Raw genomic sequence first — 26,645 nt, 5'->3', positions numbered from 1 at the left:
TTTCCCTGTACTGGAGGACTGACGCAATGACAGCGCACCCCAAGGGTGACTTCGACCTCTCCCGGGCGGTCTGGCAGCGGGCCGAGGGCGACACCTCGGAGGCGGCGGTGGAGGTCGCCTTCGTCGACGACCTCATCGGTATGCGTAACTCCGCCGAGCCGGACGGTCCGGTGCTGGTGTTCACGCAGGCCGAGTGGGACGCCTTCGTCGCGGGCGCCCAGGACGGCGAGTTCGACCTGGACTGAGCCCACCGCCGGGTGGCCCCGGTCGGCGGGTTCGTCCCGCCGTGCCGGACCGGGGCACCCGGGGCCGGCGACGGGCAGCGCACCCCCAAGGTGCGGCATTTCTCCGGAGTCGCCCCCGACGACGCGCGCATGCGAGATCGTCAGAGCCGGGGACCCACCCCGCGACGGTCGCGGGCTCACGGAGGTGACGACGATGGCGCACAGGTCGCTGGAGAAGCCGGCCCGGCGCACCACCCGCGCACAGCTCGCCGCCATGATCCTGGCGGTGGTCTTCCTCCTGATCGGGGTGCTCGGGTTCGTCCCCGGCATCACCACGAACTACGGCGAGCTGTCCTTCGCCGGCCACCACTCCGAGGCGAAGCTGCTCGGCGTGTTCCAGGTCTCGGTCCTGCACAACCTGGTCCACCTCGCCTTCGGCGTGATCGGCCTGGCGTTGGCCCGCAGCCTGGGCGGCGCACGTCTCTTCCTGATCGGTGGCGGCGCGGTGTACCTCGTGCTCTGGATCTACGGCCTGGTGGTCGTCGACCGGGCGGGGGCCAACTGGATACCGGTGAACGGCGCGGACAACTGGCTGCACCTGGGCCTGGCCCTGGGGATGCTGGTCCTCGGTCTGCTGCTGTCGAACCGCGCGGGCACCGGCGGACGGCTGGACGACCCGCTCGACCGCCCCTGACCCGCGACACGACCACGCGATCCGGCGGCAGGACCGCTCAGGCGGCGAGCGGCAACCGCTTGGCCAGGTACGCGCCCACCGGCGCGTACCCGCAGGACCGGTAGAGCGCCCCGGCCACCGGCCCGTACGCGCCGACAGCCACCCGCAGCACCGCGCAGCCCTGCCGGAAGGCCACCTCCTCCAGCGCGACCAGCAGGTGCCGGGCGATGCCCTGCCGCCGGTACGCCGGCCGCACGTACAGTCCCGACAGCTCACCGACACCGTCGCCGAGCTCGTGGACGCCGCCGCAGGCCACCGCCCGCCCGTGCAGCACGGCCACCAGGTGTCCCCCGTCGTCACGCGGACCGCCGGTCGCACCGACTTCACGCCGCCACGCGGCGACGAGGGTGGCGACCTCCGGGTCGGTGACGGGGCGGGACTGGATCAGCATCCCGCCACGCTAAGCCGTGGGGTTTTCGCCAAGGTTTCTGGCAGTTGTACCCGTTTCGCCGAGCAGCGTGCTATTCGGCGTCGTCCGGCGTCGGCGCCGCCTCCACCTCGTCCGCCGGCCGCTGCCGGCGGGCCTTGCGGGCCGCCAACCGCTCCGCCGCGCTGGCCCGGTTCGTCTTCTCCTCCAGCCGCTCGTCGCGGCCCCGGGAACCCGGCACGTAGTCGGCCCCGGCATAGAGGGTCGGCTGCCAGTCGAACTCCCGGTCCGCGATGCGCACCAGGTCGCCCGGCTGGGCGCCGGCCTTCGCCAGCTTCTCCTCCACACCGAGCCGCGCCAGCCGGTCGGCGAGGTAGCCGACCGCCTCGTCGTTGTCGAAGTTCGTCTGGCGTACCCACCGCTCCGGGCGGCCACCGAGCACCGTGTAGGAGCCGTCGTCCTGCACCTCGACGGTGAACCCGGCGTCGTCGACCGCCCGGGGGCGGATCACGATCCGGGTCGGCTCGGCCGGCGGCACGGCGGCCCGCGCCTGATCCACCAGCTCGGCCATCGCGTAGGTGAACTCCTTGAGACCCTCCCGGGTCGCCGCCGACACCTCGAAGATCCGCAGGCCGCGCGCCTCCAGGTCGGGCCGGACGATCTCGGCGAGGTCCCGGCCGTCGGGCACGTCGATCTTGTTCAGGGCCACCATGCGCGGCCGGTCGGCCAGACCGCCGTACTCGGCCAGCTCCGCCTCGATGGTGTCGATGTCGGCCAACGGGTCCCGACCCGCCTCCAACGTGGCGGTGTCGATCACGTGCACCAGCACGGCACACCGCTCGACGTGCCGCAGGAACTCCAGCCCCAGGCCCTTGCCGGTGGCCGCGCCCGGGATCAGACCGGGCACGTCGGCGACGGTGAAGGTGTGGTTGTCGACCCGCACCACGCCGAGATTCGGCACCAGCGTGGTGAACGGGTAGTCGGCGATCTTCGGCTTGGCGGCCGAGATCACCGAGATCAGCGACGACTTCCCGGCCGACGGGAAGCCCACCAGGCCGACGTCGGCGACGCTCTTGAGCTCCAGCACCACGTCCAGTTGCTCACCCGGCTCGCCCAACTCGGCGAAGCCGGGCGCCTTCCGGCGGGCGTTGGCCAGCGAGGCGTTGCCCCGGCCGCCCCGCCCGCCCCGGGCCACCTCGAAGGTGGTGCCGGCGCCGACCATGTCGGCCAGCACGGTGCCGTCGGCGGTCTGCACGACCGTGCCGTCCGGCACGGTGAGCACCAGGTCGCCACCGTTGGCGCCGTCCCGGTTGGAGCCCGCGCCACCGCGACCGTTGGGCGCCTTGACGTGCGGGCGGAAGTGGAAGTCGAGCAGCGTGTGCACCTGCGGGTCGACCACCAGCGACACACTGCCGCCATGGCCGCCGTTACCGCCGTCGGGGCCACCGAACGGCTTGAACTTCTCCCGGTGGATCGACACACAGCCGTGCCCGCCGTCGCCGGCCTGCAGGTGCAGGACGACCCGGTCAACGAACGTCGTCACGCCGCAATCCTTCCAGCGGGGCGCGACCCCGCGTGAGAAATGGCGAAGCGGGCCGGGACATCAGGTCCACGGCCCGCTTCGCCTCGAAGCTACTGCTGCGGCACGATGCTGACGGTCTTGCGACCGCGCCTGGTGCCGAACTGGACCGCACCGGCGGACAGCGCGAACAGCGTGTCGTCGCCGCCACGGCCGACCAGGTCACCGGGGTGGAACTTGGTGCCACGCTGCCGGACGATGATCTCGCCCGCGCTGACGACCTGACCACCGAAGCGCTTCACGCCGAGCCGCTGGGCCGCGGAGTCACGGCCGTTACGCGAGCTGGACGCACCCTTTTTGTGAGCCATCTGAGGACGACCTACTTCCCGCTGGAGATGCCGGTCACCTTGACCTGGGTCAGCGGCTGGCGGTGACCCTGGCGCTTGTGGTAGCCGGTCTTGTTCTTGAACTTGTGGATCCGGATCTTCGGGCCCTTGGTGTGCGCGGCGATCTCGCCGGACACCTCGACCTCGGCGAGCTTGGCCGCATCGGTCACCAGGTCGTCACCGTCGACGAGGAGCACCGCGGCGAGCTTCACCGCGTCGCCGGGGGCACCGGCGAGCTTCTCGACCTCGATCACGTCGCCTTCGGCGACCTTGTACTGCTTGCCGCCGGTCTTGACGATCGCGTACATCGGAGGCGGACTCCCTGTCGTTGAGGCTGCTGGCGGTCGTCCCCGCGGCGGCTCGCCGGGTAGCAGAGGCACGGCGGCGCGGGCACACGGGAACTCGGCACACCAAAGTGCGCCGCAGGCTAGCGTACGCCATGGTCGGGGCCGGTCCCAAACCGGGCCACCCCCACCGGGCCGGGTCAGCGCTCGGCCATCGGCCGGTCACCGGCTGTTGCGTCATCGGCCGTGGCGTCATCCGCCGGACCGCACCTGCACCAGAATACGCCGGAGCCCCGCCCGGCGGATGTCACCGCGGGCGGGGCTCGTCGACGTCGGGGCGGCGGACCGGGTCCGGCTCACCGCCACGTGGTCAGGGTCGGGTACGGCGGCGCGCACCACCACGGCGGGAGCGACGGCGGCCGGTGCCACCCTCGACACCTTCCTCCTCGTCGCTCTCGCCCAGCGCGTCCGGGTCGTCCGGAGCGGCCAGCCGGGCCGACTCGCCCTGCTGGCTGTCGGCCACGTCCGGGGCGGCCGGGGTGTCCGTCTCGTACCGGGACAGGTCGTAGCCCATCGTGTCGTGGTAGTCGGCGTCGGCCGTGGCGGTGGTGGTCTCCTCGGTGTCGGTGACCTCGACCACGGTCCGCTCGGCGGCGCTCTTGCGACCCCGACGCCGCGACGAGCCGCTGGTCTGCTCGGCAGCCGGCGCGGCCGAGGCGACCGCCTTCACCTTCTCCGTGCCGCCGGAGCGCGGCTTCTCCGGCACCGGCTCGGTGTGGATGACCAGGCCCCGGCCCTTGCAGCAGTCGCAGGTCTCGCTGAACGCCTCCAGCAGCCCGGCACCGATCCGCTTGCGGGTCATCTGCACCAGACCCAGCGAGGTGATCTCGGTGACCTGGTGCTTCGTACGGTCCCGGCCCAGGCACTCGGTCAACCGGCGCAGCACCAGCTCCCGGTTCGACTCCAGCACCATGTCGATGAAGTCGATCACCACGATGCCGCCGATGTCGCGCAACCGCAGTTGGCGGACGATCTCCTCGGCCGCCTCCAGGTTGTTGCGGGTGACCGTCTCCTCCAGGTTGCCGCCCGCGCCGGTGTACTTGCCGGTGTTGACGTCGACCACGGTCATCGCCTCGGTCCGGTCGATCACCAGGTGACCACCGGAGGGGAGGAAGACCTTGCGGTCGAGCCCCTTGAGGATCTGCTCGTCGATGCGGTAGGCGGCGAACACGTCGGTGGTGCCCGCGTGCCGGCGCAGCCGGGCGACCAGGTCCGGCGAGACGTGCGACAGGTACGACTCGACCATGTCGTACGACTGGTCGCCCTCGATCACCAGCTCGCGGAAGTCCTCGTTGAACAGGTCCCGCACCACCCGGATGACCAGGTCCGGCTCCTCGTAGAGCAGCACCGGCGCACCGCCCTCGGTGGACTTGGCCTGGATGTCCTCCCACTGCGCCTGGAGCCGCTTGACGTCGCGGGCCAGTTCGTCCTCGCTGGCACCCTCGGCGGCGGTCCGGACGATCACACCCGCACCGTCCGGCACCAGCTTCTTGAGCGCGTCACGCAGCCGCTTGCGCTCGGTGTCCGGCAGCTTGCGGCTGATCCCGGAGGCGTTGCCGCCGGGCACGTACACCAGGTGCCGACCGGAGAGCGCGACGTGACTGGTCAGCCGGGCGCCCTTGTGCCCGATCGGGTCCTTGGTGACCTGCACCAGCACCGAGTCACCGGACTTGAGCGCCTGCTCGATCGAGCGGGCCCGCCCCTCCAGGCCGGTGGAGTCCCAGTTGACCTCGCCCGCGTACAGGACCGCGTTGCGGCCCCGGCCGATGTCGACGAACGCCGCCTCCATGCTCGGCAGCACGTTCTGCACCTTGCCGAGATAGACGTTGCCGGCCATGGTCGCGGCGGAGTTGCGGGTCACGTAGTGCTCGACCAGCACACCGTCCTCCAGGACGGCGATCTGGGTGCGGTCGCCGCGCTGGCGTACCGCCATCACCCGGTCGACCGCCTCGCGGCGGGCCAGGAACTCCGACTCGCTCAGGATCGGCGGGCGGGTCCGGCGCTGCTCGCGGCCGTCCCGGCGGCGCTGCCGCTTGGCCTCCAGCCGGGTCGAGCCGGAGACGCCCTGCACCTCGTCGACCGTGCGGCGCGGCTCCCGGATCTTCACCACGGTGGGTACGCCGTCGTCGGCACCGCCGTCGGTGTCGCCGGCCCCACGGCGGCGGCGGCGACGCCGACGCCGGGTCATCCCGTCGCCGTCGCCCTCGTCGCCGGTCTCGTCCGACTCGGTCTCGGCCTCGTCCGCGTCGCTCTGGGCGGCCTCCTCGGCCTCGTTCTCCTCGGCGTCGTCGAGGTCCTCGGCGCCGCCCTTGCCCCGGCCCCGGCCCCGGCGGCCACGCCGACGGCGACGCCGTCCCGAGCCGTCCTCGTCCTCGTCGTCGGCGGCCTCCTCGGCCTCCGCGGCGGGCTCCTCCTCGACCTCGACCTCCACCTCGGCGGGCTCCGGCTCGGGCTCCCGCCGACCCCGACGGCGACGCCGGGTCGGCTCGGCCGGCTCCTCGGTCGTCTCCTCCTCGGCGGCCGGTGCGGCAGCAGCCGCAGCGGCGGCGGCAGCACTGGCGGCGCGGGCGGCGGTGACCTCCTCCGGCGCCATGAACAGCACCGTCGGCGCGGTGAGCGCGGCACGCCGACGGCGGGACCGGGGCTCCGGTGCCGGCTCGGTCGTGGCCTCCTCCGCCGTGGCCTCCCCCTCCGGGGTCACCGGCTCGGCCGGGTCGGTCTCGGTGGCCTCCACCGACGCAGCGCCCTCGGGAGGCAGCGCGGCCGAGCCGAAGTCGGTACCGGCCGCAGGTGCCGGCTCCTCGGCCGCCGCCTCCTCGGCGACGGCCGGGACCTCGGCCGGCGGCGGGGTCGCCTTCTTCCGGCGGGTACGCGTCACCTTGACCGGTGGTACGACGTCCCCACCGGCCGCCTCGACCTCGGCTGCGGCCAGCGGTTCCTCGGCGGCCTTCGACGCGGTGGTGGCCTTGCGGCGTCGCCGGGGCGTCTTCGGCGCCTCGTCCAGGTCACCGGAGACCGGGGCGAAGACCTCGGCCTGCGGGGCCTCCGAGCTGCCCGGTGCCGGGGTGCTGGACGCCTCGATCGGGGCGTCGGTCTGTTCCGCCTGGGTGACCGGGGTGGCCCGGCGACGGGTGGCCCGCCTGCGGGGCGGTGCCTCGGCGGCGGACGGGCTGCCCAGGTCGGCCGCGCCGCTCACGGTGCCGGAGGTCTCCCCCGACGCGTCGGGGGCCGCCGGTGCGGCGCCCGCCGTGCCGGTGGTGCTGTCGTCAGCGGTCTCGCCGGCCGGGTTCGCACCGGTCCGTTCGCCGCCCTCGGGCTCGTTCTCGAGCATGGACGTTCTCCAGTTCTGGCTTCCCCGGGCGCGGGTGAGCGCTGCCACGCAGGGTCGCCGCAAAGGTGTTTCCCCGGGCGCACGGGCGTGCGCGACCGGCGAAGTCTGCCTGTCTGAGCACCGACCGTCGGTCAGCGCCCGCCGATGGTTGCCCCGTCGCGGTCCGCGTCCAGCGGATCCACGATCGCACCCTGCGCGGTCAGCGTGCCCTGAGCCAGCCGGGTCACCTTCGGGGCTACCGGCGGCTCCAGGCCGGCCACCACGCGGAAGCCGGAAAGGACGTCATCGGGCCGTACGGACGGGGTGACCTGCCGCACGACCAGTTCGAGTATCGCACACGGTACGGCCGGGGCCACGGAAGGCGTCGCCGACGACGTGATCATATCGATCCGGGTGACGGCGACGCGGGCGTCGAAGGTCCGCCGCCCCTGCTTGGTCATCCGCTCCACCAGCACCTCGTCGGCGGCCAGGAACGCGGTCACCGCCTTGTCCAGGACCTCGGGGTCCACCTCCGGCAGCTCGATCCGCCAGTGGGACGCCTGGATCCGGTCGGCCAGGCCACTGCCGGTGGCCACCACCGCGTCGAGCACGTCGAGGCCGGGCGAGAGCGCCGTGTCCAGCGCCTCCCGCAACTGCGCCGGGTCCACCGGCTCGCGCAGGCCGATCTCCAGGTACTCCGCCTCGCTGGCGACGCCGGTCGGCGCGGCGCTGGCGTACGAGATCTTCGGGTGCGGGGTGAACCCCTGGGAGAAGGCCACCGGTACGCCGGCACGGCGCAGCGCCCGCTCGAACGCCCGGGCGAAGTCCCGGTGCGAGGTGAACCGCAGCGGGCCGCGCTTGGCGTACCGGATGCGGACGCGCTGGACGACCGGCGCCTGGCCGCCCTCGGGCTGAGGTTTCCTACTGATCGTCCTGCTCCTCGGTGTCGGGCCCCACCCGGGGCCCCGGGGTCACTGTTGCGCGCCGGTGGGCAGCTTCAGACCGTTGACCGGGGTCAACGGGAGCAGCTTCCGGCCGGTCGGGCCGATCTGGATCTCGGTGTCCATGGCCGGGCAGACGCCGCAGTCGAAGCAGGGCGTCCAGCGGCAGTCGTCCTGCTCGTACTCGCTGAGGGAGTCCTGCCAGTCCTGCCAGAGCCAGTCCTTGTCCAGGCCGGAGTCCAGGTGGTCCCAGGGCAGGACCTCCAGCTCCTCGCGCTCGCGGGTGGTGTACCAGTCGAGGTCCACCCCGAACCCGGGCAGCACCTCGGTGGCCGCCTCCACCCAGCGCTGGTACGAGAAGTGCTCGCTCCAGCCGTCGAACCGGCCGCCGTTCTCCCACACCCGGCGGATCACCGCGCCGACCCGGCGGTCGCCCCGGGACAGCAGTCCCTCGATCAGCGAGGGCTCACCGTCGTGGTAGCGGAAGCCGATCGCCCGGCCCAGCGAACGGTCCGCGTTGATCGCCTGCTTGAGCAGCTTGAGCCGGTGGTCGATGACCTCCGGGCGCTGCATCGACGCCCACTGGAACGGGGTGTGCGGCTTCGGCACGAACCCGCCGATGGAGACCGTGCAGCGGATGTCCTTCGAGCCGGTGGCGGCCCGACCGGCCCGGATCACCTCGTGGGCCATGTCGGCGATCTCGAGGACGTCCTCGTCGGTCTCGGTGGGCAGGCCGCACATGAAGTAGAGCTTCACCTGCCGCCAGCCGTTGGTGTACGCGGTGACCACGGTGCGGATGAGGTCGTCCTTCGACACCATCTTGTTGATCACCTTGCGGATCCGCTCCGACCCGCCCTCAGGGGCGAAGGTCAGACCGGTCCGGCGGCCGTTGCGGGACAACTCCTGGGCGAGATCGATGTTGAACGCGTCCACCCGGGTCGACGGCAGCGACAGCGACACGTTGGTGCCCTGGTACTGCTCGGCGAGGCCGGAGCACATGTCACCGATCTCGGAGTGGTCGGCCGACGACAGGGACAGCAGGCCCACCTCGTGGAAGCCGGAGAACTCCAGCCCCTCCTGCACCATCTGCCCGACCGTGGTGATGGACCGTTCCCGCACCGGGCGGGTGATCATGCCCGCCTGGCAGAACCGGCAGCCCCGGGTGCAGCCCCGGAAGATCTCCACCGCGTACCGCTCGTGCACCGTCTCGGCGAGCGGGACCAGCGGCTTACGCGGGTACGGCCACGCGTCCAGATCCATCGTGGTGCGCTTGTGCACCCGGAACGGCACGTCCGCCCGGTTCGGCACGACCCGCTGGATCCGGCCGTCGGGCAGGTAGTCCACGTCGTAGAAGCGCGGCACGTAGACGCTCTCGGTGCGGGCCAGCCGCAGCAGCAGCTCGTCCCGGCCGCCGGGCGAACCCTCCGCCTTCCACTCCCGGACGATCGCGGTGATCTCCAGCACCGCCTCCTCGCCGTCACCGAGCACGGCGGCGTCGACGAAGTCGGCGATGGGCTCCGGGTTGAACGCGGCGTGGCCGCCGGCCACGATCACCGGGTCGGCGTCGGTGCGGTCGGCCGCGAGCAGCGGGATACCGGCCAGATCGATGGCGGTGAGCAGGTTGGTGTAGCCCAGCTCGGTGGCGAACGAGACGCCGAACAGGTCGAAATCACCGACCGGGCGGTGCGCATCGACGGTGAACTGCGGCACCTCGTGGGTACGCATCAGCCGTTCCAGGTCCGGCCAGACCGCGTACGTCCGCTCGGCGAGCGTGTCGGGGAGCTCGTTGAGCACCTCGTAGAGGATCTGCACGCCCTGATTGGGCAGGCCCACCTCGTACGCGTCCGGATACATCAACGCCCAGCGCACGGTCGCGGAGTCCCAGTCCTTGACCACCGCACCCAGTTCGCCACCGACGTACTGGATGGGCTTGGTCACCTGGGGCAGCAGCGGCTCCAGCCGGGGCCAGACGGAATTGGCCGCGACGGCACGCGGAGTGGTGGACGGGACGCTCATGATGCCCAAGGGTACGCGCCCACCCACCGACCACCACGCCACACCTGGCCGACCCGGGAACCAGCGGAATCAGTCCCGGCCCGCAGCGGCGACCACTGGTCGTCGGCCACCCCGTCGGGCAGTGGTACCCGGCCTGGTTCGGCTCCGGTGGCACACCGGTACTAACCTCGGGTCGGCGTGAGAGGAGATTGCCGCGATGCCGGAGCCGCAGCCGGGAACAGACCGGCCGGTCGACGGGAACCGTCCGGAGACACACCGGAACGGGGAGTCAGCGGTCACCCAGGAGCAGACCCTCGACCCCGCACCGCCCGCCACCACCTCGGCGGCGGACGAGACCCAGCCGGTCGGCGACGCCGACCCGACCAGTCCCGCCGAACCGTCCCGCCCCACCCCACCAGCCGCACCGCTCGACCCGCCCCGAGCCGAGGCAGCGCCCGCCCGGGCAGAGGTCACGCCTGATCAGACGCGGGTGGAGCCCGACCCGACCCGGGCCGAGGTCGCCCCCACCCGGGCCGGGACCGAGCCCGACCCGACGCGGCCGGTGGACGAGATCGACTCGACCCGGCCGGTGAACGAGGCCGACTCGACCCGGGGTGTCGATGAGGCCGACGGGCGGCACGACTCGACGCTGTCCGAGGACGGCGCGCGTACCACCGTGGCACCGCCCCCCGAGGTCGGTCCGCAGGGCACCCGGATGATGCCCGAGGCGACGCCCGTGCCCGATGCGACGGCTGTGGAGGAGCCCGCGCCGCGCTGGAGCGGGTCGGCCGCCGTGCCGCCGCCACCGCCGCGCCGTCGCGTCTGGGGCCAGTCCGCCGAGCCCACCCCGCTGCCGCCGGTGGCGCCAGCCGACGCGCCGGAGCACCAGACCCCGGTGGACCCGTGGGCCGGCGTCGACACCAGCGGCTGGCATCTGCCCTCGTCGGACATGCCCGCCCTGCCGCCTCCCACGTTGTCCTACCCCGCACCGCCGGCGACCCGGTCCTACACCCCCGTGCCTCCGCCGGTCTCACCCGCGCCGCCAGCGCACCAGCCCGCCGCGTACCCACCGCCAGTCTCGTCCGCGCCACCGGCGCACCAGCCCGCCGCGTACCCACCGCCGGTATCGTCCGCGCCGCCCGCACACCAGCCCGCCGCGTACCCGCCGCCGGTCTCGTCCGCCCCACCGGCACACCAGCCGAGCGCGTACCCACCGCAGGCCGGCCGCCCCGCCCCGCCGGCACCCGCCGCGCCGATGCGGCCGCCGGCGGCGCCGGGTCGTCCTCAGCCGGTCGCGCAGCCGCCGGTGCGGCACGCCCCTCCGCCGGCACCGCCGGCCGCTCCGCCTGCGCCGCAGGTCCGGGGCTGGCGAGGACGCAAGTCCGGACCCCCCGCGCCGCCGCCGGGCTGGCAGGCACCCCCGGGGTACGCACGTCGCCGTAAGCGCCGCCGCTGGCCCTGGATGCTGCTGCTGACGATCGCCTGCTGCTGCGGCTGCCCGGCCTACTACGGGGTCCCGATGGCCAGCCAGTACCCGGCGAACGCCTCGCTGCCGAGCCAGGTCGCCGACCTGGAGCTCCGCCAGGACGATCGCAGTACGCAGGCTGCCCGGCAGTTGGAGTCACAGGTGCGGCAGGCGCACCTGCTCGCCGACGACACCTTCGCCGGTATCTATGCCACCAGCGCCGGCAAGCAGGTCACCGTCTTCGGCGGCACCGGCTTCCGCTTCGCCCCCTCGGCCGACGCCGACAGCGAGATCGAACGGCTCACCCAGCAGTACTCGCTCGGCGAGGCGCAGGTCGTGGAGACCGGCGTACGGGGACGGCACGAGCGGTGCGCCGTGGGCACCGTCGACGGCGTCGGGGTGGTGGTCTGCACCTCGGTTGACCACGGCAGCATCACCAGCGCGGTCTTCACCGGACTCTCGGTGGACGACAGCGCCCAACTGCTCGCCACGATGCGGCGGCAGATCGTCTCGACGAACGGCGGCTGAGCGGGGGCCGCCTCGGTCCCTCGCTCAGCCGGCGGTCGGCTCGCCCGGAGTCGGCTGACCCGGAGTCGACTCACCCGTGGCAGGACCGCCCGGCGTCGGCTCGCCCGGCGTCGGCGGCTTCGCGCGCGGCGGGGCGTAGCGCGGGACGTACTCCTGGCCGGTCAGCTTCTGGATCTCGGCCATCAGCTCGTCGGTCATCTCCCGCAGCGACGTCCGGTCCGCCGGGCGGCCGGTGAAGTCCAGCGGCTTGCCGAACCGTACGGTGATCTTCGCGCGTCCGGGTCGCGGCATCCGCGCGCCGATCGGCTGCACCTTGTCGGTGCCGATCATGCCCACCGGGATGATCGGGACACCGGCGGCCAGCGCCAGCCGGGCGGTGCCGGTACGTCCCCGGTAGAGCCGGCCATCCGGCGAACGGGTCCCCTCGGGATAGATGGCGACCAGGTCGCCGCCCTGGAGGGCGGGGATCGCCGCGTCGAAGGCGGTCAACGCCGCCCGCCCGCCGGCCCTCTCGACCGGGATGGCGCCCAGTCCGTTGAGTACGAACCGGTGGAACGCGCCCTTCGCCCCGGTGCCCTTGTAGTAGTCCGACTTGGCCCAGAACGCCAGGTGCCGTGGCACCACCGTGCCGAGGAACAACTCGTCGGCCACGGACAGGTGGTTGCCCGCGAAGATCGCGCCGCCAGACGCCGGGATGTGCTCCAGCCCCTCCACGTTCGGCTGGAAGGCCAGCCGCAGTGCCGGGGCCACGGTGTACCTGCCGATGGTGTAGAGCAGCGGCACTGGTCCTCCGGCGGATCGAGTGGGGTAGGGGCGGTGTCACCGTAGCGGACCGTCGCACACCGACCTGCGCGAGGTGGCGCCGGTCCGCAGGCTGGGTGGGATGTTAGGAAGGGCCCCCTGCTATACACCAGGCGTTAGCAGGGGGCCCTTCCTTACACGTCAGCTCACACGGCGCACCGCTACCGTCACCTGCTCGCCCTCGCCTACCTCACCGGCGAAGCCGTCCAGCTCGTCGGCGAAGTCGACGCTGTCCGCCAGCACCTCGCGGGCCACGAACTCGGCGTACCCGGACACCGCCGCGCGCACCTCCGCCGAGGCCGACACCGACACCACGATCCGGTCCGAGACGTCCAGGTCGGCGTCGCGGCGGGCCTGCTGGACCACCCGGACGACGTCCCGGGCCAGCCCCTCGGCGGCCAGTTCGGGGGTGACCACGGTGTCCAGCACCACCACCCCCTCACCGCCGGGCAGCGGGGCGGAGTGCTCGGCGTCGGCCGCGACCAGCCGCAGCTCGTACTCACCTTCGGCCAGGGTGACCCCGGCGGCGACCGGGGCGCCGTCGACCAACTCCCACTCCCCCGCCTTGACCGCCTTGATCACCTGCTGCACCTGCTTGCCGACCCGGGGCCCGAGCGCCCGGGGCACGACGGTGAGCACCTGCTGGCAGTACGCGGACACCTCGTCGGTGAAGACGACCTCCTTCACGTTCACCTCGTCGGCGACCAGGTCGGCGAAGGGTCGTAGCTGCTCGGCCGCCGGGCTGGCCACGGTCAGCCTCGCCAACGGCAGCCGGACCCGCAGGCCCTTGGCCTTGCGCAGCGACAGTGCCGCCGAGGCGACCGCCCGGGTGGCGTCCATCGCGGCCACCAGCTCGTGGTCGACCGGGAAGTCCTCGGCGCGCGGCCAGTCGGTCAGGTGCACCGACCGCTCGCCGGTCAGCCCGCGCCAGATCTCCTCGGCGGTCAGCGGCGCCAGCGGCGCCACCACCCGGCACAGCGTCTCCAGCACCGTCCAGAGCGTGTCGAACGCCTCGGTGTCGCCCGCCCAGAACCGGTCCCGTGAACGACGCACGTACCAGTTGGTCAGCGCGTCCAGGTAGGACCGGACGGTGGCGCAGGCGCCCGAGATGTCGTACGCGTCCATCTGCGCGCCGGCCGTCTCGACCAGCTCGTTGGTCTTGGCCAGCACGTACCGGTCGAGCAGGCTGCCGGCACCGGTCGCCACCGCGTCGGTCTTCCGTTTCGCCTGGTAGCCGTCCGCGTTGGCGTACAGCGAGAAGAAGTACCAGACGTTCCAGAGCGGCAGCAGCACCTGCCGCACGGCGTCGCGCACGCTCGACTCGGTGACCGGCATGTCCCCGCCCCGCAGCACCGGCGACGACATCAGCATCCAGCGCATCGCGTCCGACCCGTACGAGTCGAAGACGTGGTAGACGTCCGGGTAGTTGCGCAGGCTCTTGGACATCTTGCGCCCGTCCGAGCCGAGCAGGATGCCGTGGCTGAGGCAGTTGCGGAACGCCGGCCGGTCGAACAGCGCGGTGGCCAGCACGTGCATGGTGTAGAACCAGCCCCGGGTCTGCCCGATGTACTCGACGATGAAGTCACCCGGGTAGTGGTTCTCGAACCAGTCGCGGTTCTCGAACGGGTAGTGCACCTGGGCGAACGGCATCGAGCCGGACTCGAACCAGCAGTCCAGCACCTCCGGCACGCGGCGCATCATGGACCGGCCGGTCGGGTCGTCCGGGTTGGGGCGGACCAGCTCGTCCACCGCCGGCCGGTGCAGGTCGGTCAGGCGTACGCCGAAGTCCCGCTCGATCTCCTCCAGCGACCCGTACACGTCGACCCGAGGGTGGTTCGGGTCGTCCGAGCGCCACACCGGGATGGGCGAGCCCCAGAACCGGTTGCGGCTGATGGACCAGTCCCGCGCGTTGGCCAGCCACTTGCCGAACGAGCCGTCCTTGATGTGTCCGGGCGTCCAGTTGATCTGCTGGTTCAGCTCGACCATGCGGTCCTTGAACGTCGTCACCGCGACGAACCACGACGACACCGCCTTGTAGACCAACGGGGTGTCGCAGCGCCAGCAGTGCGGGTACGAGTGGGTGTAGGTGTCCTGCCGCAGCACCACCCCCCGTTCCTTGAGCTCCCGGATCACCGGCTTGTTGACGTCGAAGACCTGCTCGCCCTCGTAGGGCGGGACCAGCCCGGTGAACCGGGTGTGGTCGTCCACCGTGACGATGGTCGGGATGCCGGCCGCGTTGCAGACGTTCTGGTCGTCCTCGCCGAAGGCCGGGGCGAGGTGCACGATCCCGGTGCCGTCCTCGGTGGTCACGAACTCCGCGCCGAGCACCTGGTACGCCTGCGGTCCGGCCTGCTCGGTGAGGAAGTCGAACAGCGGCGTGTACCGCCGCCCGACCAGGTCGGCGCCGCGTACCGTGCCGACCTGCTGGTATCCCTCCAGTTCCTTGGCGTACGCGCCGAGGCGCCCGGCGCCGACGACGTACCGTTCGCCGTCGCGCTCCAGCACCGCGTACTCGATGTCCGGCCCGACGGCCAGCGCCAGGTTCGACGGCAGCGTCCACGGCGTGGTGGTCCACACGCCCAGCCGGACCGGTCCCCGGAGCAGTTCCGGCGCGGACTCGTCGGCGGTCAGCGCGAACCACACGGTCAACGTGGGGTCGTGCCGGTCCCGGTAGACGTCGTCCATCCGGGTCTCGGTGTTCGACAGCGGCGTCTCACACCGCCAGCAGTACGCCAGTACCCGGAAGCCCTCATAGATCAGACCCTTGTCGTGCAGGGTCTTGAAGGCCCACATGACGCTTTCCATGTAGTCCAGGTCGAGGGTCTTGTAGTCGTTGGCGAAGTCGACCCAGCGGGCCTGCCGGGTGACGTACCGCTCCCAGTCCTGGGTGAACTCCAGCACCGAGGTGCGGCACGCCTCGTTGAACCGGGCCACGCCCAGGTCGAGGATCTCCGCCTTGCTGGTGATGCCGAGCTGCTTCTCGGCCACCACCTCGGCGGGCAGGCCGTGGCAGTCCCAGCCGAAACGCCGCTCCACCCGTCGGCCGCGCATGGTCTGGTAGCGCGGCACCACGTCCTTGACGTACCCGGTGAAGAGGTGGCCGTAGTGCGGCAGACCGTTGGCGAACGGCGGGCCGTCGTAGAAGACGTACTCGTTGTCGGCGGAGCCGCCGCCGGCAGCGGACGACTGCCGGCCGGAGGCGGGACGCTGCTCGACGCTGGCCTCGAAGGTCTTGTCGGCCGTCCAGTGCTCCAGCACCCGGCGCTCGACCGCGGGCAGGTCCGGGCTGGCCGGGACGCCGGTGGCGGTCGGGTCGTGCAACGGATAGGCCATCGGGGGTCGCTCTCCTCGCTGACGCTCACTGTCGTGTGGGTCTGCGAGGACGAGCCGTCACCGGTACGCCGTCACCAGCGCCCCGGGCCGGGCCCGCGGTACCACCCCGCTTGGTGGTCGGAGTACGACCACCCGCTCGTTGATCGGCTGTGACGGGCCGACCCCGTCCGGTTCTACTGAGCCGGTCACCCGGCCGTTCTTCCGGAGGCTCACCGGTGATAGCCGGATCATCGCCATACCCACCCATGATACCCACGCCGCCCCTCCCCCTCCTCCCGATAACCCCGCCCCGCCGATCATGGAGTCGCGGCGACCCGAAAACGGGTCACACCGGGGCGAAACAAGCGCCACAAGTCCATGATCGGTGCAGTGTCCGGCGTCACAGCAGCGACCTGTCACGCCCCGACGTGCCGCACCCGTCGTGGCGGTGACGGAGCGAGAGACCGGGAGGGTTGCATGCAGCGGATGAACGTGGCCAAGGTGGCGCCGGAGGCGTTCGGCGCCGTGATGGGGCTGGAGAAGTACGTCCGGGCGAACGTGGACCACACCGTGCTGGAGTTGGTGAAGCTGCGCGCGTCGATCCTGAACGGCTGCGCGTTCTGCGTGGACATGCACAGCCAGGAGGCGCTCGGCGTGGGTGAGTCGAGCCGACGGCTGTTCGCGGTGGCCGCCTGGCGGGAGGCGCCCTTCTTCGACGAGCGGGAACGCACCGCGCTGGCGCTGACCGACGCGGTCACCCGGCTCGGCGAGCACGGCGTGCCCGACGACGTGTGGCAGGACGCGGCGAAGGTCTGGCCGGAGAAGGCACTCGCCGATCTGGTCCTGGCGATTGCCACAATCAACGTGTGGAACCGGATCGCGGTGACCTTCCGCAACGATCTCCCGTCGGACGACTGAACCCGGCCGAGGCGGCAGAGGCGGCCGGTGCGCTCGACGCGCACCGGCCGATGCTGCTCGGCCTGGCGTACCGGTTGCTGGGCAGCCGGTACGACGCCGAGGACGTGCTCCAGGAGACCTACCTGCGCTGGGCCCGCGTCGACCGGAGCCGGGTGGCCGAGCCACGCCGCTACCTGTCCCGGGTGGTGACCCACCTGTCCATGGACCGGCTGCGGGCCCGGCAGTCCAACCGGGAGGCGTACGTCGGGCAGTGGCTGCCGGAGCCGGTACCGACGACACCGTCGCCGTTCGGTCCGTTGGAGCGGGCCGAACTGCGTGACTCGCTCTCCACCGCACTGCTGCACCTACTGGAGCGACTCACCCCGCCGGAGCGCGCGGTCTATGTCCTGCACACCGCGTTCGAGCTGCCGTACGCCGAGATCGCCGAGCTGCTCGACCGGTCCGCCGAGGACTGCCGGCAGTTGCACCACCGGGCCGCCGCCCGGATCGGGCGCGAGCAGCGCCGGTTCACCGCCGATCGGGCGGAGCAGGAGCGACTACTGGAGGCGTTCGTCGCCGCCGCCGGTGAGGGCGACCTGCGGCGGCTGACCGAGCTGGTGGCTGCCGACGCGACCGCGTGGAGCGACGGCGGCGGTCGGGTGAGCGCCGCCCGCAATCCGATCACCGGGGCGGACCGGGTGGTCCGGTTCCTGCTCGGCGTCCGGGAGAAGGGCTGGCCGCTCACCGTGCACCGCACCGAACTCAACGGTCAGCCGGCCGCCGTGGTGGTCACCGCCGGCGGCGCCCGGTACGCGATCACGCTCGGCACGGCCGACGGTCGGATCACCGACATCTTCCTGGTGGCCAACCCGGACAAGTTGCCCTGGACGAGGTGAGCCGGCCCGGCGACAGGCCGGCTCGCCGCTGCCGTCAGCCCAGCTCGGGGAACCAGAGCGCCAGCTCACGCTTGGCGCTGTCCGGGGAGTCGGAGGCGTGCACCAGGTTCTCCCGGTTGGACAGCGCGAGGTCGCCCCGGATGGTGCCGGCGGCGGCCTTGCGTCCGTCGGTGGCGCCGATCAGGCCCCGCACCACGTCGATCACCTGGTCGCCGGAGAGCACCAGCGCGACCAACGGACCGCTGGTCATGAACGTCTTCAGCGGCGGATAGAACGCCTTGTCCACGTGCTCGGCGTAGTGCTCGTCGGCCAGCGCGGCGTCCATCGTCCGGGACGCCATCGCGTCGATCCGCAGCCCCTTACGCTCGAAGCGGGAGACGATCTCGCCGACCAGGCCGCGGCGGACCGCGTCGGGCTTGATCAGTACGAGCGTGCGCTCGTCCGGGCTGCTGCTGGACACGCTGGGTTCCTCCTCAGGGCGGAAGCCGGTCAGGCTCGGTACGGTCAGCCTAGCGACCCGGTCCCGGCCCCGGCGCGGTGGTCGGACCTTCCCCCGGCCCCCGATCCGGCCTAGCCTGGCCCTGACCACCCGGGAGGTCCACTGTGGCGAACGGCGGGAACCGACCCATCGCACCGGTACGCAAACTGATCGCGGCGGTGCTCGGCACCGTGGCCGCCTTCGTCGTGCTGTTCGGTCTGGGCATGACGAGCTGGGCGATCGTGGCGCTCGGTGTCGCCCTGCTGGTGCTGGCGATCGCGCTGGCCACCGTACGCGGCGGCGGGCACACCTGGGTCGTCGGCGCCGGGCACGTGCACAGCGCCTCCGAGCCACCCACCCAGTACGCCTTCGGCCGCTGCGAGCTCCAGCTCGTGATCGACGCGCCCGGGCTACCGCCCCGGTCCAAGAAGATCATCGAGCCTCGGGTGCCAGTCGCCAAGTGGCCGTCGCTGGGCCAGACGCTGCCGATCCGGGTGGCGCTGGACGACCCGCGACACGTCCGGGTGCTCTGGGACGAGGTGCCCACCCACGCCGAGGCCGGCATCGCCGACCTCCCGCCCGAGTTCGCCGAGGAGTTCGCCGGGCAGGTCCCGCCGGACGAGGTACTGATCGGGCAGCAGGCCCCGCCGTGGGCCGACCGGGCGCCGGAGGACGACTTCCATGACCCGCTCGGCGACCCGCTCGGCGCTCCGCTCCGCGACGACCCGATCGAGCCGGTCGAGCCCCGGGACCCGATCCGGGTCCGCCAGCGCCCCGGCGGACCGGTGGTGCTGGAGGGCACCGTGGTCGAGCAGAGCAGCGACAGCCCGCTGCCCCGCCGCGCCACGCCCGCGCCGCGCACTCCGGCCGAGGAGCGGTTCGCGGCGACCGCCACCACCCCGGAGGAGACCGACCTCTTCGCCGACCTGCCGCTCGACGACCGCCCCGGCACCGCGTCGTCCGCCGGTACGGCGAGCACCGCGCCCACTGTTGACCCACCGCCCGCCCCGGTCGACCTCGACCCGCTGGACCTGCCGCTGGACGACCCGTACCCGGCGACCGGCGAGCGCACCCGTTCGACGCCGCCCGGGGACGAGCCGATCCAGGCGATGACCACCCCGAGCACGGCACCCGCTCCGAGGACGGCGACCGACGACGGCGCGGCGACCGCTCCGAGCACGACGACCGACGCGAGCAGGAAGACCGACGCAGGCCCGGCAACCGACGCACGGGACACCGACGGTGCCGCCGGCCCGCAGGTCGACGACCGGGAGCTGGACGAGGCGATCTTCGGCTTCGACCCGGACGCCGCCGATCCGGCCGCCCCGATCAGCGGCGTGGGCATCACGCTGCTCGTCACCGAGCTGCCCCGATCGTTGGAGTTCTACCGGGACCGGCTCGGGTTCCGCGAGCTCGACCGGGGCAACGGCAACGCGGTCCTCTCCTCCGGAGCCACCCGGCTGGTGCTGCGCGAGGTGACCGGCGCGCAGCCGATGAACCGGCGGCTGGTGCACGTCAACCTCGACGTCGACGACATCCAGTCGGCCTACGAGCGGATGCGTGACTCGGGCGTCCGCTTCACCTACGCGCCCCGGGTGGTCAACCGGGGCACCAAGCTGGAGGTGTGGGCGGCGGCGTTCCGCGACCCGGACGGGCACGGCATCGCACTGACCCAGTGGCGGGAACGCGCCGAGGCCTGACCCACCGGCCGGCACGGACGGCGGTCAGCCCAGGATCACCCGACGGACGTGCAACGCGTACGCCCACACCAGCGCGAAGATGACGCCCAGCGCGAACAGCGCCCAGTGCAGCAGCCCGGACAGCAGCAGCAATCCCTGCAACACGGTGCCGGCCTGCCACGCCCACGGCCGGCGCATCAGCCCGGCCAGCAGCGCCGCCAGCACGGCCAGCGTCACCACCGCCGCGAGCGCCGGGCCGCCGAGGTCACCGCCGACCACCCGGATCGGTTGGATCGCCAGCAGCAGCACCAGCGCCTCCAACGCGAGGGTGCCCGCGCCGAGTCCGCGTACCGCCCGCTGCGGATCACGCAGCCCGGACCGGCGCTGCCCCGGCGGGCCGTCACCGTCTGTCCCGGGAACACCTTCGGGCTGCCCCGATCCGACACCGCCACCGCCACCGGTGATGGTCTCGGGGGTCTCGTCCGGGCGGGCCGGGCCCGTGGGCCCGCTCATCGCTTCAGCAGTCGGCGGGCGTCGGCCACGGTCACCACCGAGCCGGTGACCAGCACCCCGACCCCGGCCAGTTCACCCGGTACGTCCTCCTCGGCCAACGCCACCGCCGTCTCGATCGCGTCCGGCATCTCCTCGGCGACCTCGACCCGGTCCGGCCCGAACACCTCGGCGGCGAGCGCGGCCAACTCCTTGGCCGGCAGCGCCCGGGGCGAGCTGTTGCTGGTCACGACCACCTGGTCGACCACCGGTTCCAGCAGTTCCAGCAGGCTGGCCGCGTCCTTGTCGGCCAGCGTGCCCACCACGGCGACGAGCTTGCTGAACGCGAACTCCTCCTGCAACGCGGTGACCGTGGCCGCCATCCCCTGCGGGTTGTGCGCGCCGTCCAGCAGGATCGTCGGGGCGGTCCGCACCCGTTCCAGGCGGCCCGGCGAACTGGCCGTGGCGAAGCCCTCCCGGACCGCCTCCAGGTCCAGTTGCCGCCGCGCGCCGGCTCCGAGGAACGCCTCGACGGCGGCCAGCGCCAGCGCCGCGTTCTGTGCCTGGTGCGCGCCGTGCAGCGGGACGAACACCTCCTCGTACACCCCGCCCAGACCTTGCAGGGTCAGCACCTGCCCGCCGACGGCGACCGCCCGACGCAGCACGCCGAACTCGGAGCCCTCGCGGGCGACGGTCGCGCCCACCTCGGCGCAGCGTTGCAGGATCGGCCGGGCGGCCTCCTCCTCCTGCGCCGCGCAGATCACCGTGGCTCCCGGGTGGATGATGCCGGACTTGGCGACCGCGATGTCCTGGAGCGTGTCGCCGAGCCACTCGGTGTGGTCCAACCCGATCGGGGTGAGCACGCACACCCCGGCCTGGATCACGTTCGTGGCGTCCTCGGCACCGCCGAGCCCCACCTCGACCACGGCGATGTCCACGGGCGCGTCGGCGAACGTGGCGAACGCCAGCGCGGTGGTCATGTCGAAGTAGGTCAGCGGCTCCGCCGACCGGTCGTCCACCAGCTCCGCCAGCGGCTTGATCTCCTGGTAGACCGAGGCGAACCGGGCCTCGTCCACCGGCTCGCCGTCCAGGCTGATCCGCTCCCGGACGGTCTCCAGGTGCGGGCTGGTGTACCGGCCGGTGTGCAGACCGAACGCCCGCAGCAGCGAGTCGATCATCCGGGCCGTGGAGGTCTTGCCGTTGGTGCCGGTCAGGTGGATCGACGGGTATGCCCGCTGCGGGCTGCCCAGCAGGTCGAGCAGGGACGAGATGCGGTCCAGCTCGAAGACCATCCGGGTGAAGCCGCGCCCGGCCAGCTCCGCCTCCGCCTGCGCGAAGGCGGCGTGCGCGGCCCGGTCGCCACGCACCCGGCCGCGCTCGGTGTTCTCGGTACGGTCGTCGCTCACGAGGGCAGCGCCTCCAGTGCGGCGTCGATCCGGGCCAGGTCGGCCTCGGCGACGGCCAGTCGTTGACGGATCTTGGCGACGACCGGCTCGGGGGCCTTGCCGACGAACGCCGGATTGTCCAGCTTCGCCCGGGCCTGCCCGGCCTCCTTCTCCGCCGCCGCGCGGTCCTTGGTCAGCCGCGCGCGTTCGGCGGCCACGTCGATCGAGCCCCGGGTGTCCAGCGCGACGCTGACCTCCCCCGGCATGGCCAGCGTGGCGCTGGCCTGGAAGTCGTCGCCGGCCGCGTCCAGCCGGGCCAGGGACCGGATCAGCGGCTCGTGCGCCGCCACACCGGCGCCGGCCAGCCCGTCGAGCCGGGCGGCGACCCGCTGGGTCGGGCGCAGGCCCTGGTCCGAGCGGAACCGACGGACCTCGGTGACCACCCGTTGCAGGGTGGCGACCTCCGCCTCGGCGGCGTCGTCGACGAGCGCCCGGTCGGCCGCCGGCCACGCCGCGGTGAGCAGCGTCTCGCCGCCGGTCAGCGCGGTCCACAGCTCGTCGGTGACGAACGGGATCACCGGGTGCAGCAGCCGCAGCAGGTGGTCCAGCACGTGACCGAGGACCCGGCGGGTCACCTCGGCCGCCTCACCGCCGCCGGCGAGCACCGGCTTGCTCAGCTCGACGTACCAGTCGCAGACGTCGTCCCAGGCGAAGTGGTACAGCAGGTCACAGACCTTCGCGAACTCGTACGCCTCGAACTGCTCGTCGACCTCGGCGGTGACGTGCGCCAACCGGGACAGGATCCACCGGTCGACGGTCGACAGCTTGTCGGCGGCCGGCATCGGCCCGCTGGTGTGCGCGCCGTTGATCAAGGCGAACCGGGTGGCGTTCCAGAGCTTGTTGCAGAAGTTCCGCGAGCCCTGGCACCACTCCTCGCTGACCGGCACGTCCCCGCCCGGGTTGGCGCCCCGGGCCAGCGTGAAGCGGGTCGCGTCGGCGCCGTACCGGTCGATCCAGTCCAGCGGGTCGACCACGTTCCCGAACGACTTGGACATCTTCTTGCCGTGCTCGTCACGAACCATGCCGTGCAGGGCGATCACGTCGAACGGCTGCTTGCCGTCCATCGCGTACAGGCCGAACATCATCATCCGGGCGACCCAGAAGAAGAGGATGTCGTAGCCGGTCACCAGCACACTGGTCGGATAGAACTTGGCCAGGTCCGGAGTCTGCTCCGGCCAACCGAGCGTGGAGAACGGCCACAGCCCGCTGGAGAACCAGGTGTCCAGCACGTCCTCGTCCTGGTGCCACCCCTGACCGTCACCGGAGCTGCTCGGCGGTTCTTCATCGGGTCCGACGCAGACCACCTCGCCGTCCGGGCCGTACCAGACCGGGATCCGGTGGCCCCACCAGAGCTGGCGGGAGATGCACCAGTCGTGCATGTTGTCGACCCAGGCGAAGTAGCGCTTGGCCAGCTCGGCCGGCTCGATCCGGACCCGTCCGTCACGCACCGCGTCACCGGCCGCCTTCGCCAGCGGCGAGGTGTTCACGAACCACTGCAACGACAGCCGGGGCTCCACCGTGGTGCGGCACCGGGAGCAGTGACCCACGGCATGCACGTACGGCCGCTTCTCGGCGACGATGCGGCCCTGCTCGCGCAGCGCCGCGACGATCGCCGGTCGGGCCTCGAACCGGTCCAGCCCCTGGAACGGGCCGGGCGCGGTGATCACACCCCGCTCGTCCATCACCGTCAGCGCGGGCAGGTCGTGCCGCTGCCCGATCTCGAAGTCGTTCGGGTCGTGCGCCGGGGTGACCTTCACCATGCCGGTGCCGAAGGACGGGTCGACGTGGGCGTCCCCCACGATCGGGATCCGCCGCCCGGTCAACGGCAGCTCGACCTCGGTGCCGATCAGGTGCCGGTACCGCTCGTCGTCCGGGTGCACCGCCACCGCCGTGTCACCGAGCATCGTCTCGGCCCGGGTGGTGGCCACCACCACGTCGTCGCTGTAACGGATCGAGACCAGCTCGCCGTCGTCGTCGGAGTGCTCCACCTCGATGTCGGAGAGCGCCGTCAGGCAGCGCGGGCACCAGTTGATGATCCGGTTCGCGCGGTAGATCAGGCCGTCGTCGTACAGCTTCTTGAACATGGTCTGCACGGCACGGGACAGACCCTCGTCCATGGTGAAGCGCTCGCGGTCCCAGTCCACCGAGTCACCGAGGCGGCGCATCTGGCCGAGGATGGCCCCGCCGGACTCCGCCTTCCACTGCCACACCCGCTCGACGAACTTCTCCCGGCCCAGGTCGTGGCGGGACAGGCCCTGCGCGGCGAGCTGCCGCTCGACCACGTTCTGGGTGGCGATGCCGGCGTGGTCCATGCCGGGCAGCCAGAGCGCCTCGAAACCCTGCATCCGCTTACGCCGCACCAGGGCGTCCTGCACGGTGTGGTCCAGCGCGTGGCCCATGTGCAGCGAGCCGGTCACGTTCGGCGGCGGGATGACGATGGTGAAGGGCTGCCGCTCGCTCTCCGCCGACGCCCGGAAGCGACCGTCGGCTACCCACTGCTCGTACCGTCGCTGCTCTACCTCGCCGGGCTGGTACTGGCCGGCTAGGGTCGGGGCATCGAGGCGTCGGGCATCCAGGTTCTCGGTCACCCTCGAAGTCTACGGAGCGCTTCGGCGGACCCGACGTGCGCCACCTGTGGTTCGCGTACGGTGTCGGCTATGTCCGACGCGCGCCGCAGCCTCCACCACCTCGACGACGGCACCCCGCTGGTCGACCTGACCGCCGAGCCCATCGAGCTGGACCAACCCGCGGCGGCGGCCGGCCCCGACCGGCGTGCCGTCCGGTCCCGGCGCTGGCGGATCGCGGTGGCACTGATCGCGGTCCTCGTGTTCGCGGGCGTCGGCACCCTGGGCTCCTGGGGCTGGCGGATCATGCAGCAGAAGGACGCCCGGATCAGCACTCCGGGTGAGGTCGCCGGCCTGCGCCAGGACACCAGCGACCGCGCGGTCAGCACCGCCGACTACCTGCGTAGCGGCCTCGCCGCCGACATCCGGCTGGACAGCAGCTTCGGCGCGGTCTACCAGGACCCGGCCGACAGCGCCCGCTCGGTGCTCCTCTTCGGCGGCACCACGCTGCTGTGGCAACCGGAGCGGGACCTGGAGAGCCTGTTCACGCTGATGGGCGACGAGACCGGCGCGATCGACGGCCTCCGCACCGTCTCACCGGGCCGGCTCGCCGGCGTGATGAAGTGCGGCAGCACCAGCGGCGAGGGCGGTGACTTCGCGGTCTGCGGCTGGGCCGACCACGGCAGCGTGGTGCTCGCCATGTTCCCGTCCCGCTCGGTCGACGAGTCCGCCGGGCTGCTGCGACAGATCCGCGAGGCCGTGCAGACCCGGCACTGACGCCCGCCGCCGGGTCACCGCCCGCCGGCCCGCGCCACCGGCGTGGCGAGCGCCGCGAGCCCGACCAGGACGCATCCAGCACCGGCGAGCAGACACACCAGGGGTACGCCGTACCCCTGCGCGCCCCACGTCACCACCGCCGCGCCGATCGGGCCGAGCGCGTAGTGGGTCGCCCAGAACACCGAGGTGACCCGGCCGAGCAGATGGTTCGGCGTCACCTCCTGTCGCAGCGACAACGAGCAGATCGCACCGATTGCCACCCCGCCGAGGTACACCGCCGCCAGGGCCGCCACCGCCGGCACCGTACCCGCCGACCCGACCGCCGCGACGGCCACGCCCGCCACCACCATGCTGCCCGACCAGGTGGGCCCGAACCCGATCCGTCGGCGCAGCGGCGCCACCACCAGCGAGCCGAGGACCGTGCCGAGCGCGGCGAGCCCCAACACCGCGCCGACGGTACGCTCCGACCCGCCCAGGTCGTGCCCGACGTGATAGATCAGCACGTCGTCGAGCCCGTAGGTGAGGAACAGAAACGCCGACAGCAGCAGCGTCAGGCTCCGCAGCACCGGATGCCGCCAGAGGAACCGGGCCCCGTCCAGCAACTCGCCCCGCAGCCCGGCCAGGGTCGTCGCGGTCCGCTCCCGGCGGGCCTGCCGCAGACGAACGGCGGTCAGCCCGAGCGCCGACACGGCGAAGCTCGCGGCGTTCACCGCCACGGCGGTGGTGTACCCGAACCGCGCCGCCACCAGGCCGGCCAGCAGTGGTCCCCCGATCCCGGCGACCGCATAGCTCGCCGACAGCTTGCCGTTGGCCTCGGTGATCCGCCCGACGTCGACGAGCCCCGGCACCGCCGCCACGTACGCGACCCGGAACACCATCCCCACGGCGGCACTCGCCGGCAGCACGAGATAGAGCAGCCAGAGCTGCGGTCCCCACAGCCACGCCACCGGCACGGCCGTGAACAGCACCGCCCGCGCGAGGTCACCACCGATCAGCAGACGACGCCGGTCCACCCGGTCGGCCAGCACCCCGGCGAAGACGGCCGTGACCACCGACGCCACTCCCGCGACCGCCGTCAGCAGGCCCATCAGCGCCACCGACCCGGTGACCTGGAGCACCAGCAGCGGTACGGCCACCGAGGCGAACCCGTCGCCGAGCACCGACACGGTCTGCGCCGCCCAGAACACGCTGAAGTCCCGGCTACGCCACAGCCCTGACGTGGTCCTCTCGGTGGCGGTGTGGTCCGGTCGTGCGGTGTTGGGCCCTGTGCCCCCGGCGGGCGCCGTCACTCGCGTGACGCTAACGGCCGGCGGCCTGACGCGCTGCCCCGGTTCACGTTGACGTGATCGGGCCACAAATGCGTTTAGGGCCACCCCCTGTGGGGGTGGCCCTAAATCGAGAAGATGTCCGGCGGTGTCCTACTCTCCCACACCCTCCCGGGTGCAGTACCATCGGCGCTGGAGGGCTTAGCTTCCGGGTTCGGAATGTTGCCGGG

General features: G+C 72.5%; 20 protein-coding genes, 1 rRNA gene and 2 pseudogenes. 8 read left to right on the top strand and 15 right to left on the bottom strand.

All coding sequences use genetic code 11. The features are described 5' to 3' along the window. Nucleotides 1-26: 26 nt before the first annotated feature. Both ABT008_RS27365 and ABT008_RS27360 read left to right on the top strand, forming a co-directional pair. A complete protein-coding gene (locus ABT008_RS27365; protein ID WP_093407559.1) occupies nt 27-245 on the top strand; it encodes a DUF397 domain-containing protein in 219 nt (72 codons plus the stop codon). Between the two features lie 193 nt (nt 246-438). After that, nucleotides 439-918, top strand: a complete 480-nt coding sequence (locus ABT008_RS27360) for a DUF4383 domain-containing protein (RefSeq protein ID WP_350699723.1) — start codon at nt 439-441, stop codon at nt 916-918. A gap of 37 nt (nt 919-955) precedes the next feature. On the opposite strand, the gene ABT008_RS27355 is transcribed toward ABT008_RS27360, so the two are convergent. From ABT008_RS27355 to ABT008_RS27325, 7 genes are all read right to left on the bottom strand, one after another. Further along, nucleotides 956-1,348 carry a GNAT family N-acetyltransferase gene (locus ABT008_RS27355; protein ID WP_350699722.1) on the bottom strand — a complete coding sequence of 131 codons (393 nt, stop codon included), beginning with the start codon at nt 1,346-1,348 and terminating at the stop codon, nt 956-958. A 70-nt stretch (nt 1,349-1,418) separates the two neighbouring features. After that, complete coding sequence (gene obgE, locus ABT008_RS27350) at nt 1,419-2,867, bottom strand: GTPase ObgE (RefSeq protein WP_350699720.1); 1,449 nt, start codon at nt 2,865-2,867, stop codon at nt 1,419-1,421. An 89-nt stretch (nt 2,868-2,956) separates the two neighbouring features. After that, nucleotides 2,957-3,211 (bottom strand): 50S ribosomal protein L27, encoded by a 255-nt coding sequence (gene rpmA, locus ABT008_RS27345; protein WP_091077796.1) that lies wholly within the window; start codon nt 3,209-3,211, stop codon nt 2,957-2,959. An 11-nt stretch (nt 3,212-3,222) separates the two neighbouring features. Further along, a complete protein-coding gene (gene rplU, locus ABT008_RS27340; RefSeq protein WP_117229528.1) occupies nt 3,223-3,537 on the bottom strand; it encodes a 50S ribosomal protein L21 in 315 nt (104 codons plus the stop codon). A gap of 346 nt (nt 3,538-3,883) precedes the next feature. Further along, the gene (locus ABT008_RS27335; protein ID WP_350699717.1) at nt 3,884-6,904 is read right to left on the bottom strand and encodes an Rne/Rng family ribonuclease; all 3,021 of its coding nucleotides are present in this window, start codon (nt 6,902-6,904) and stop codon (nt 3,884-3,886) included. 131 nt (nt 6,905-7,035) lie between these two features. After that, the gene (locus tag ABT008_RS27330; protein ID WP_350699822.1) at nt 7,036-7,755 is read right to left on the bottom strand and encodes a TIGR03936 family radical SAM-associated protein; all 720 of its coding nucleotides are present in this window, start codon (nt 7,753-7,755) and stop codon (nt 7,036-7,038) included. Between the two features lie 99 nt (nt 7,756-7,854). Continuing rightward, the gene (locus ABT008_RS27325; RefSeq protein ID WP_350699716.1) at nt 7,855-9,840 is read right to left on the bottom strand and encodes a TIGR03960 family B12-binding radical SAM protein; all 1,986 of its coding nucleotides are present in this window, start codon (nt 9,838-9,840) and stop codon (nt 7,855-7,857) included. A 196-nt stretch (nt 9,841-10,036) separates the two neighbouring features. Between ABT008_RS27325 and ABT008_RS27320 the strand changes: the two genes are divergently transcribed. After that, the gene (locus tag ABT008_RS27320) at nt 10,037-11,812 is read left to right on the top strand and encodes a hypothetical protein (RefSeq protein ID WP_350699714.1); all 1,776 of its coding nucleotides are present in this window, start codon (nt 10,037-10,039) and stop codon (nt 11,810-11,812) included. 24 nt (nt 11,813-11,836) lie between these two features. Here the strand turns inward: ABT008_RS27320 and ABT008_RS27315 are convergent, their stop codons facing one another. Beyond that, complete coding sequence (locus tag ABT008_RS27315) at nt 11,837-12,595, bottom strand: lysophospholipid acyltransferase family protein (protein WP_350699712.1); 759 nt, start codon at nt 12,593-12,595, stop codon at nt 11,837-11,839. Nucleotides 12,596-12,754: 159 nt separating this feature from the next. Next, nucleotides 12,755-15,946 carry an isoleucine--tRNA ligase gene (gene ileS / locus ABT008_RS27310; protein ID WP_350699710.1) on the bottom strand — a complete coding sequence of 1,064 codons (3,192 nt, stop codon included), beginning with the start codon at nt 15,944-15,946 and terminating at the stop codon, nt 12,755-12,757. 456 nt (nt 15,947-16,402) lie between these two features. Between ileS and ABT008_RS27305 the strand changes: the two genes are divergently transcribed. Together ABT008_RS27305 and sigJ are read left to right on the top strand one after the other, a co-directional pair. Further along, nucleotides 16,403-16,843 carry a carboxymuconolactone decarboxylase family protein gene (locus ABT008_RS27305; RefSeq protein ID WP_350699708.1) on the top strand — a complete coding sequence of 147 codons (441 nt, stop codon included), beginning with the start codon at nt 16,403-16,405 and terminating at the stop codon, nt 16,841-16,843. Continuing rightward, nucleotides 16,792-17,718, top strand: coding sequence for an RNA polymerase sigma factor SigJ (sigJ, locus tag ABT008_RS27300; RefSeq protein ID WP_350699707.1), 927 nt, complete (start codon nt 16,792-16,794; stop codon nt 17,716-17,718). Before ABT008_RS27305 ends, sigJ begins: the two co-directional genes overlap by 52 nt. 34 nt (nt 17,719-17,752) lie before the next feature. Here the strand turns inward: sigJ and ndk are convergent, their stop codons facing one another. Further along, nucleotides 17,753-18,178, bottom strand: a complete 426-nt coding sequence (ndk, locus tag ABT008_RS27295) for a nucleoside-diphosphate kinase (RefSeq protein WP_350699706.1) — start codon at nt 18,176-18,178, stop codon at nt 17,753-17,755. Between the two features lie 143 nt (nt 18,179-18,321). Here ndk and ABT008_RS30540 point away from each other — a divergent pair. Next, nucleotides 18,322-19,281, top strand: a pseudogene (locus ABT008_RS30540) (glyoxalase/bleomycin resistance/dioxygenase family protein); the annotation flags it as partial. A gap of 186 nt (nt 19,282-19,467) precedes the next feature. After that, a pseudogene (locus ABT008_RS30535) lies at nt 19,468-19,896 on the top strand (VOC family protein); the annotation flags it as partial. Between the two features lie 24 nt (nt 19,897-19,920). On the opposite strand, the gene ABT008_RS27285 reads toward ABT008_RS30535, so the two are convergent. The 3 genes from ABT008_RS27285 to ABT008_RS27275 all read right to left on the bottom strand — a co-directional run bounded on the left by ABT008_RS27285 (nt 19,921) and on the right by ABT008_RS27275 (nt 24,397). Continuing rightward, nucleotides 19,921-20,388, bottom strand: coding sequence for a DUF4233 domain-containing protein (locus ABT008_RS27285; RefSeq protein ID WP_350699702.1), 468 nt, complete (start codon nt 20,386-20,388; stop codon nt 19,921-19,923). Continuing rightward, nucleotides 20,385-21,656 carry a bifunctional folylpolyglutamate synthase/dihydrofolate synthase gene (locus tag ABT008_RS27280; protein ID WP_350699820.1) on the bottom strand — a complete coding sequence of 424 codons (1,272 nt, stop codon included), beginning with the start codon at nt 21,654-21,656 and terminating at the stop codon, nt 20,385-20,387. The genes ABT008_RS27285 and ABT008_RS27280 overlap by 4 nt, the downstream gene beginning before the upstream one ends. A 110-nt stretch (nt 21,657-21,766) precedes the next feature. Further along, the gene (locus tag ABT008_RS27275) at nt 21,767-24,397 is read right to left on the bottom strand and encodes a valine--tRNA ligase (protein ID WP_350699700.1); all 2,631 of its coding nucleotides are present in this window, start codon (nt 24,395-24,397) and stop codon (nt 21,767-21,769) included. A gap of 69 nt (nt 24,398-24,466) precedes the next feature. On the opposite strand from ABT008_RS27275, the gene ABT008_RS27270 reads away from it, so the two are divergent. Then, a complete protein-coding gene (locus tag ABT008_RS27270; RefSeq protein WP_350699698.1) occupies nt 24,467-25,150 on the top strand; it encodes a hypothetical protein in 684 nt (227 codons plus the stop codon). 14 nt (nt 25,151-25,164) lie between these two features. Here ABT008_RS27270 and ABT008_RS27265 read toward each other — a convergent pair whose 3' ends face one another. Both ABT008_RS27265 and rrf read right to left on the bottom strand, forming a co-directional pair. After that, complete coding sequence (locus tag ABT008_RS27265; protein ID WP_350699696.1) at nt 25,165-26,439, bottom strand: MFS transporter; 1,275 nt, start codon at nt 26,437-26,439, stop codon at nt 25,165-25,167. Nucleotides 26,440-26,555: 116 nt separating this feature from the next. Next, a 5S ribosomal RNA gene (gene rrf / locus ABT008_RS27260) occupies nt 26,556-26,645 on the bottom strand; the annotation flags it as partial.

The sequence above is a fragment of the Micromonospora sp. NPDC002389 genome, assembly GCF_040296095.1.
In the GTDB taxonomy this organism is placed as follows: Bacteria; Actinomycetota; Actinomycetes; order Mycobacteriales; family Micromonosporaceae; genus Micromonospora.
Note: the sequence above shows the minus strand (reverse complement) of the source record. Positions and strands in the feature narration are given on the sequence as shown.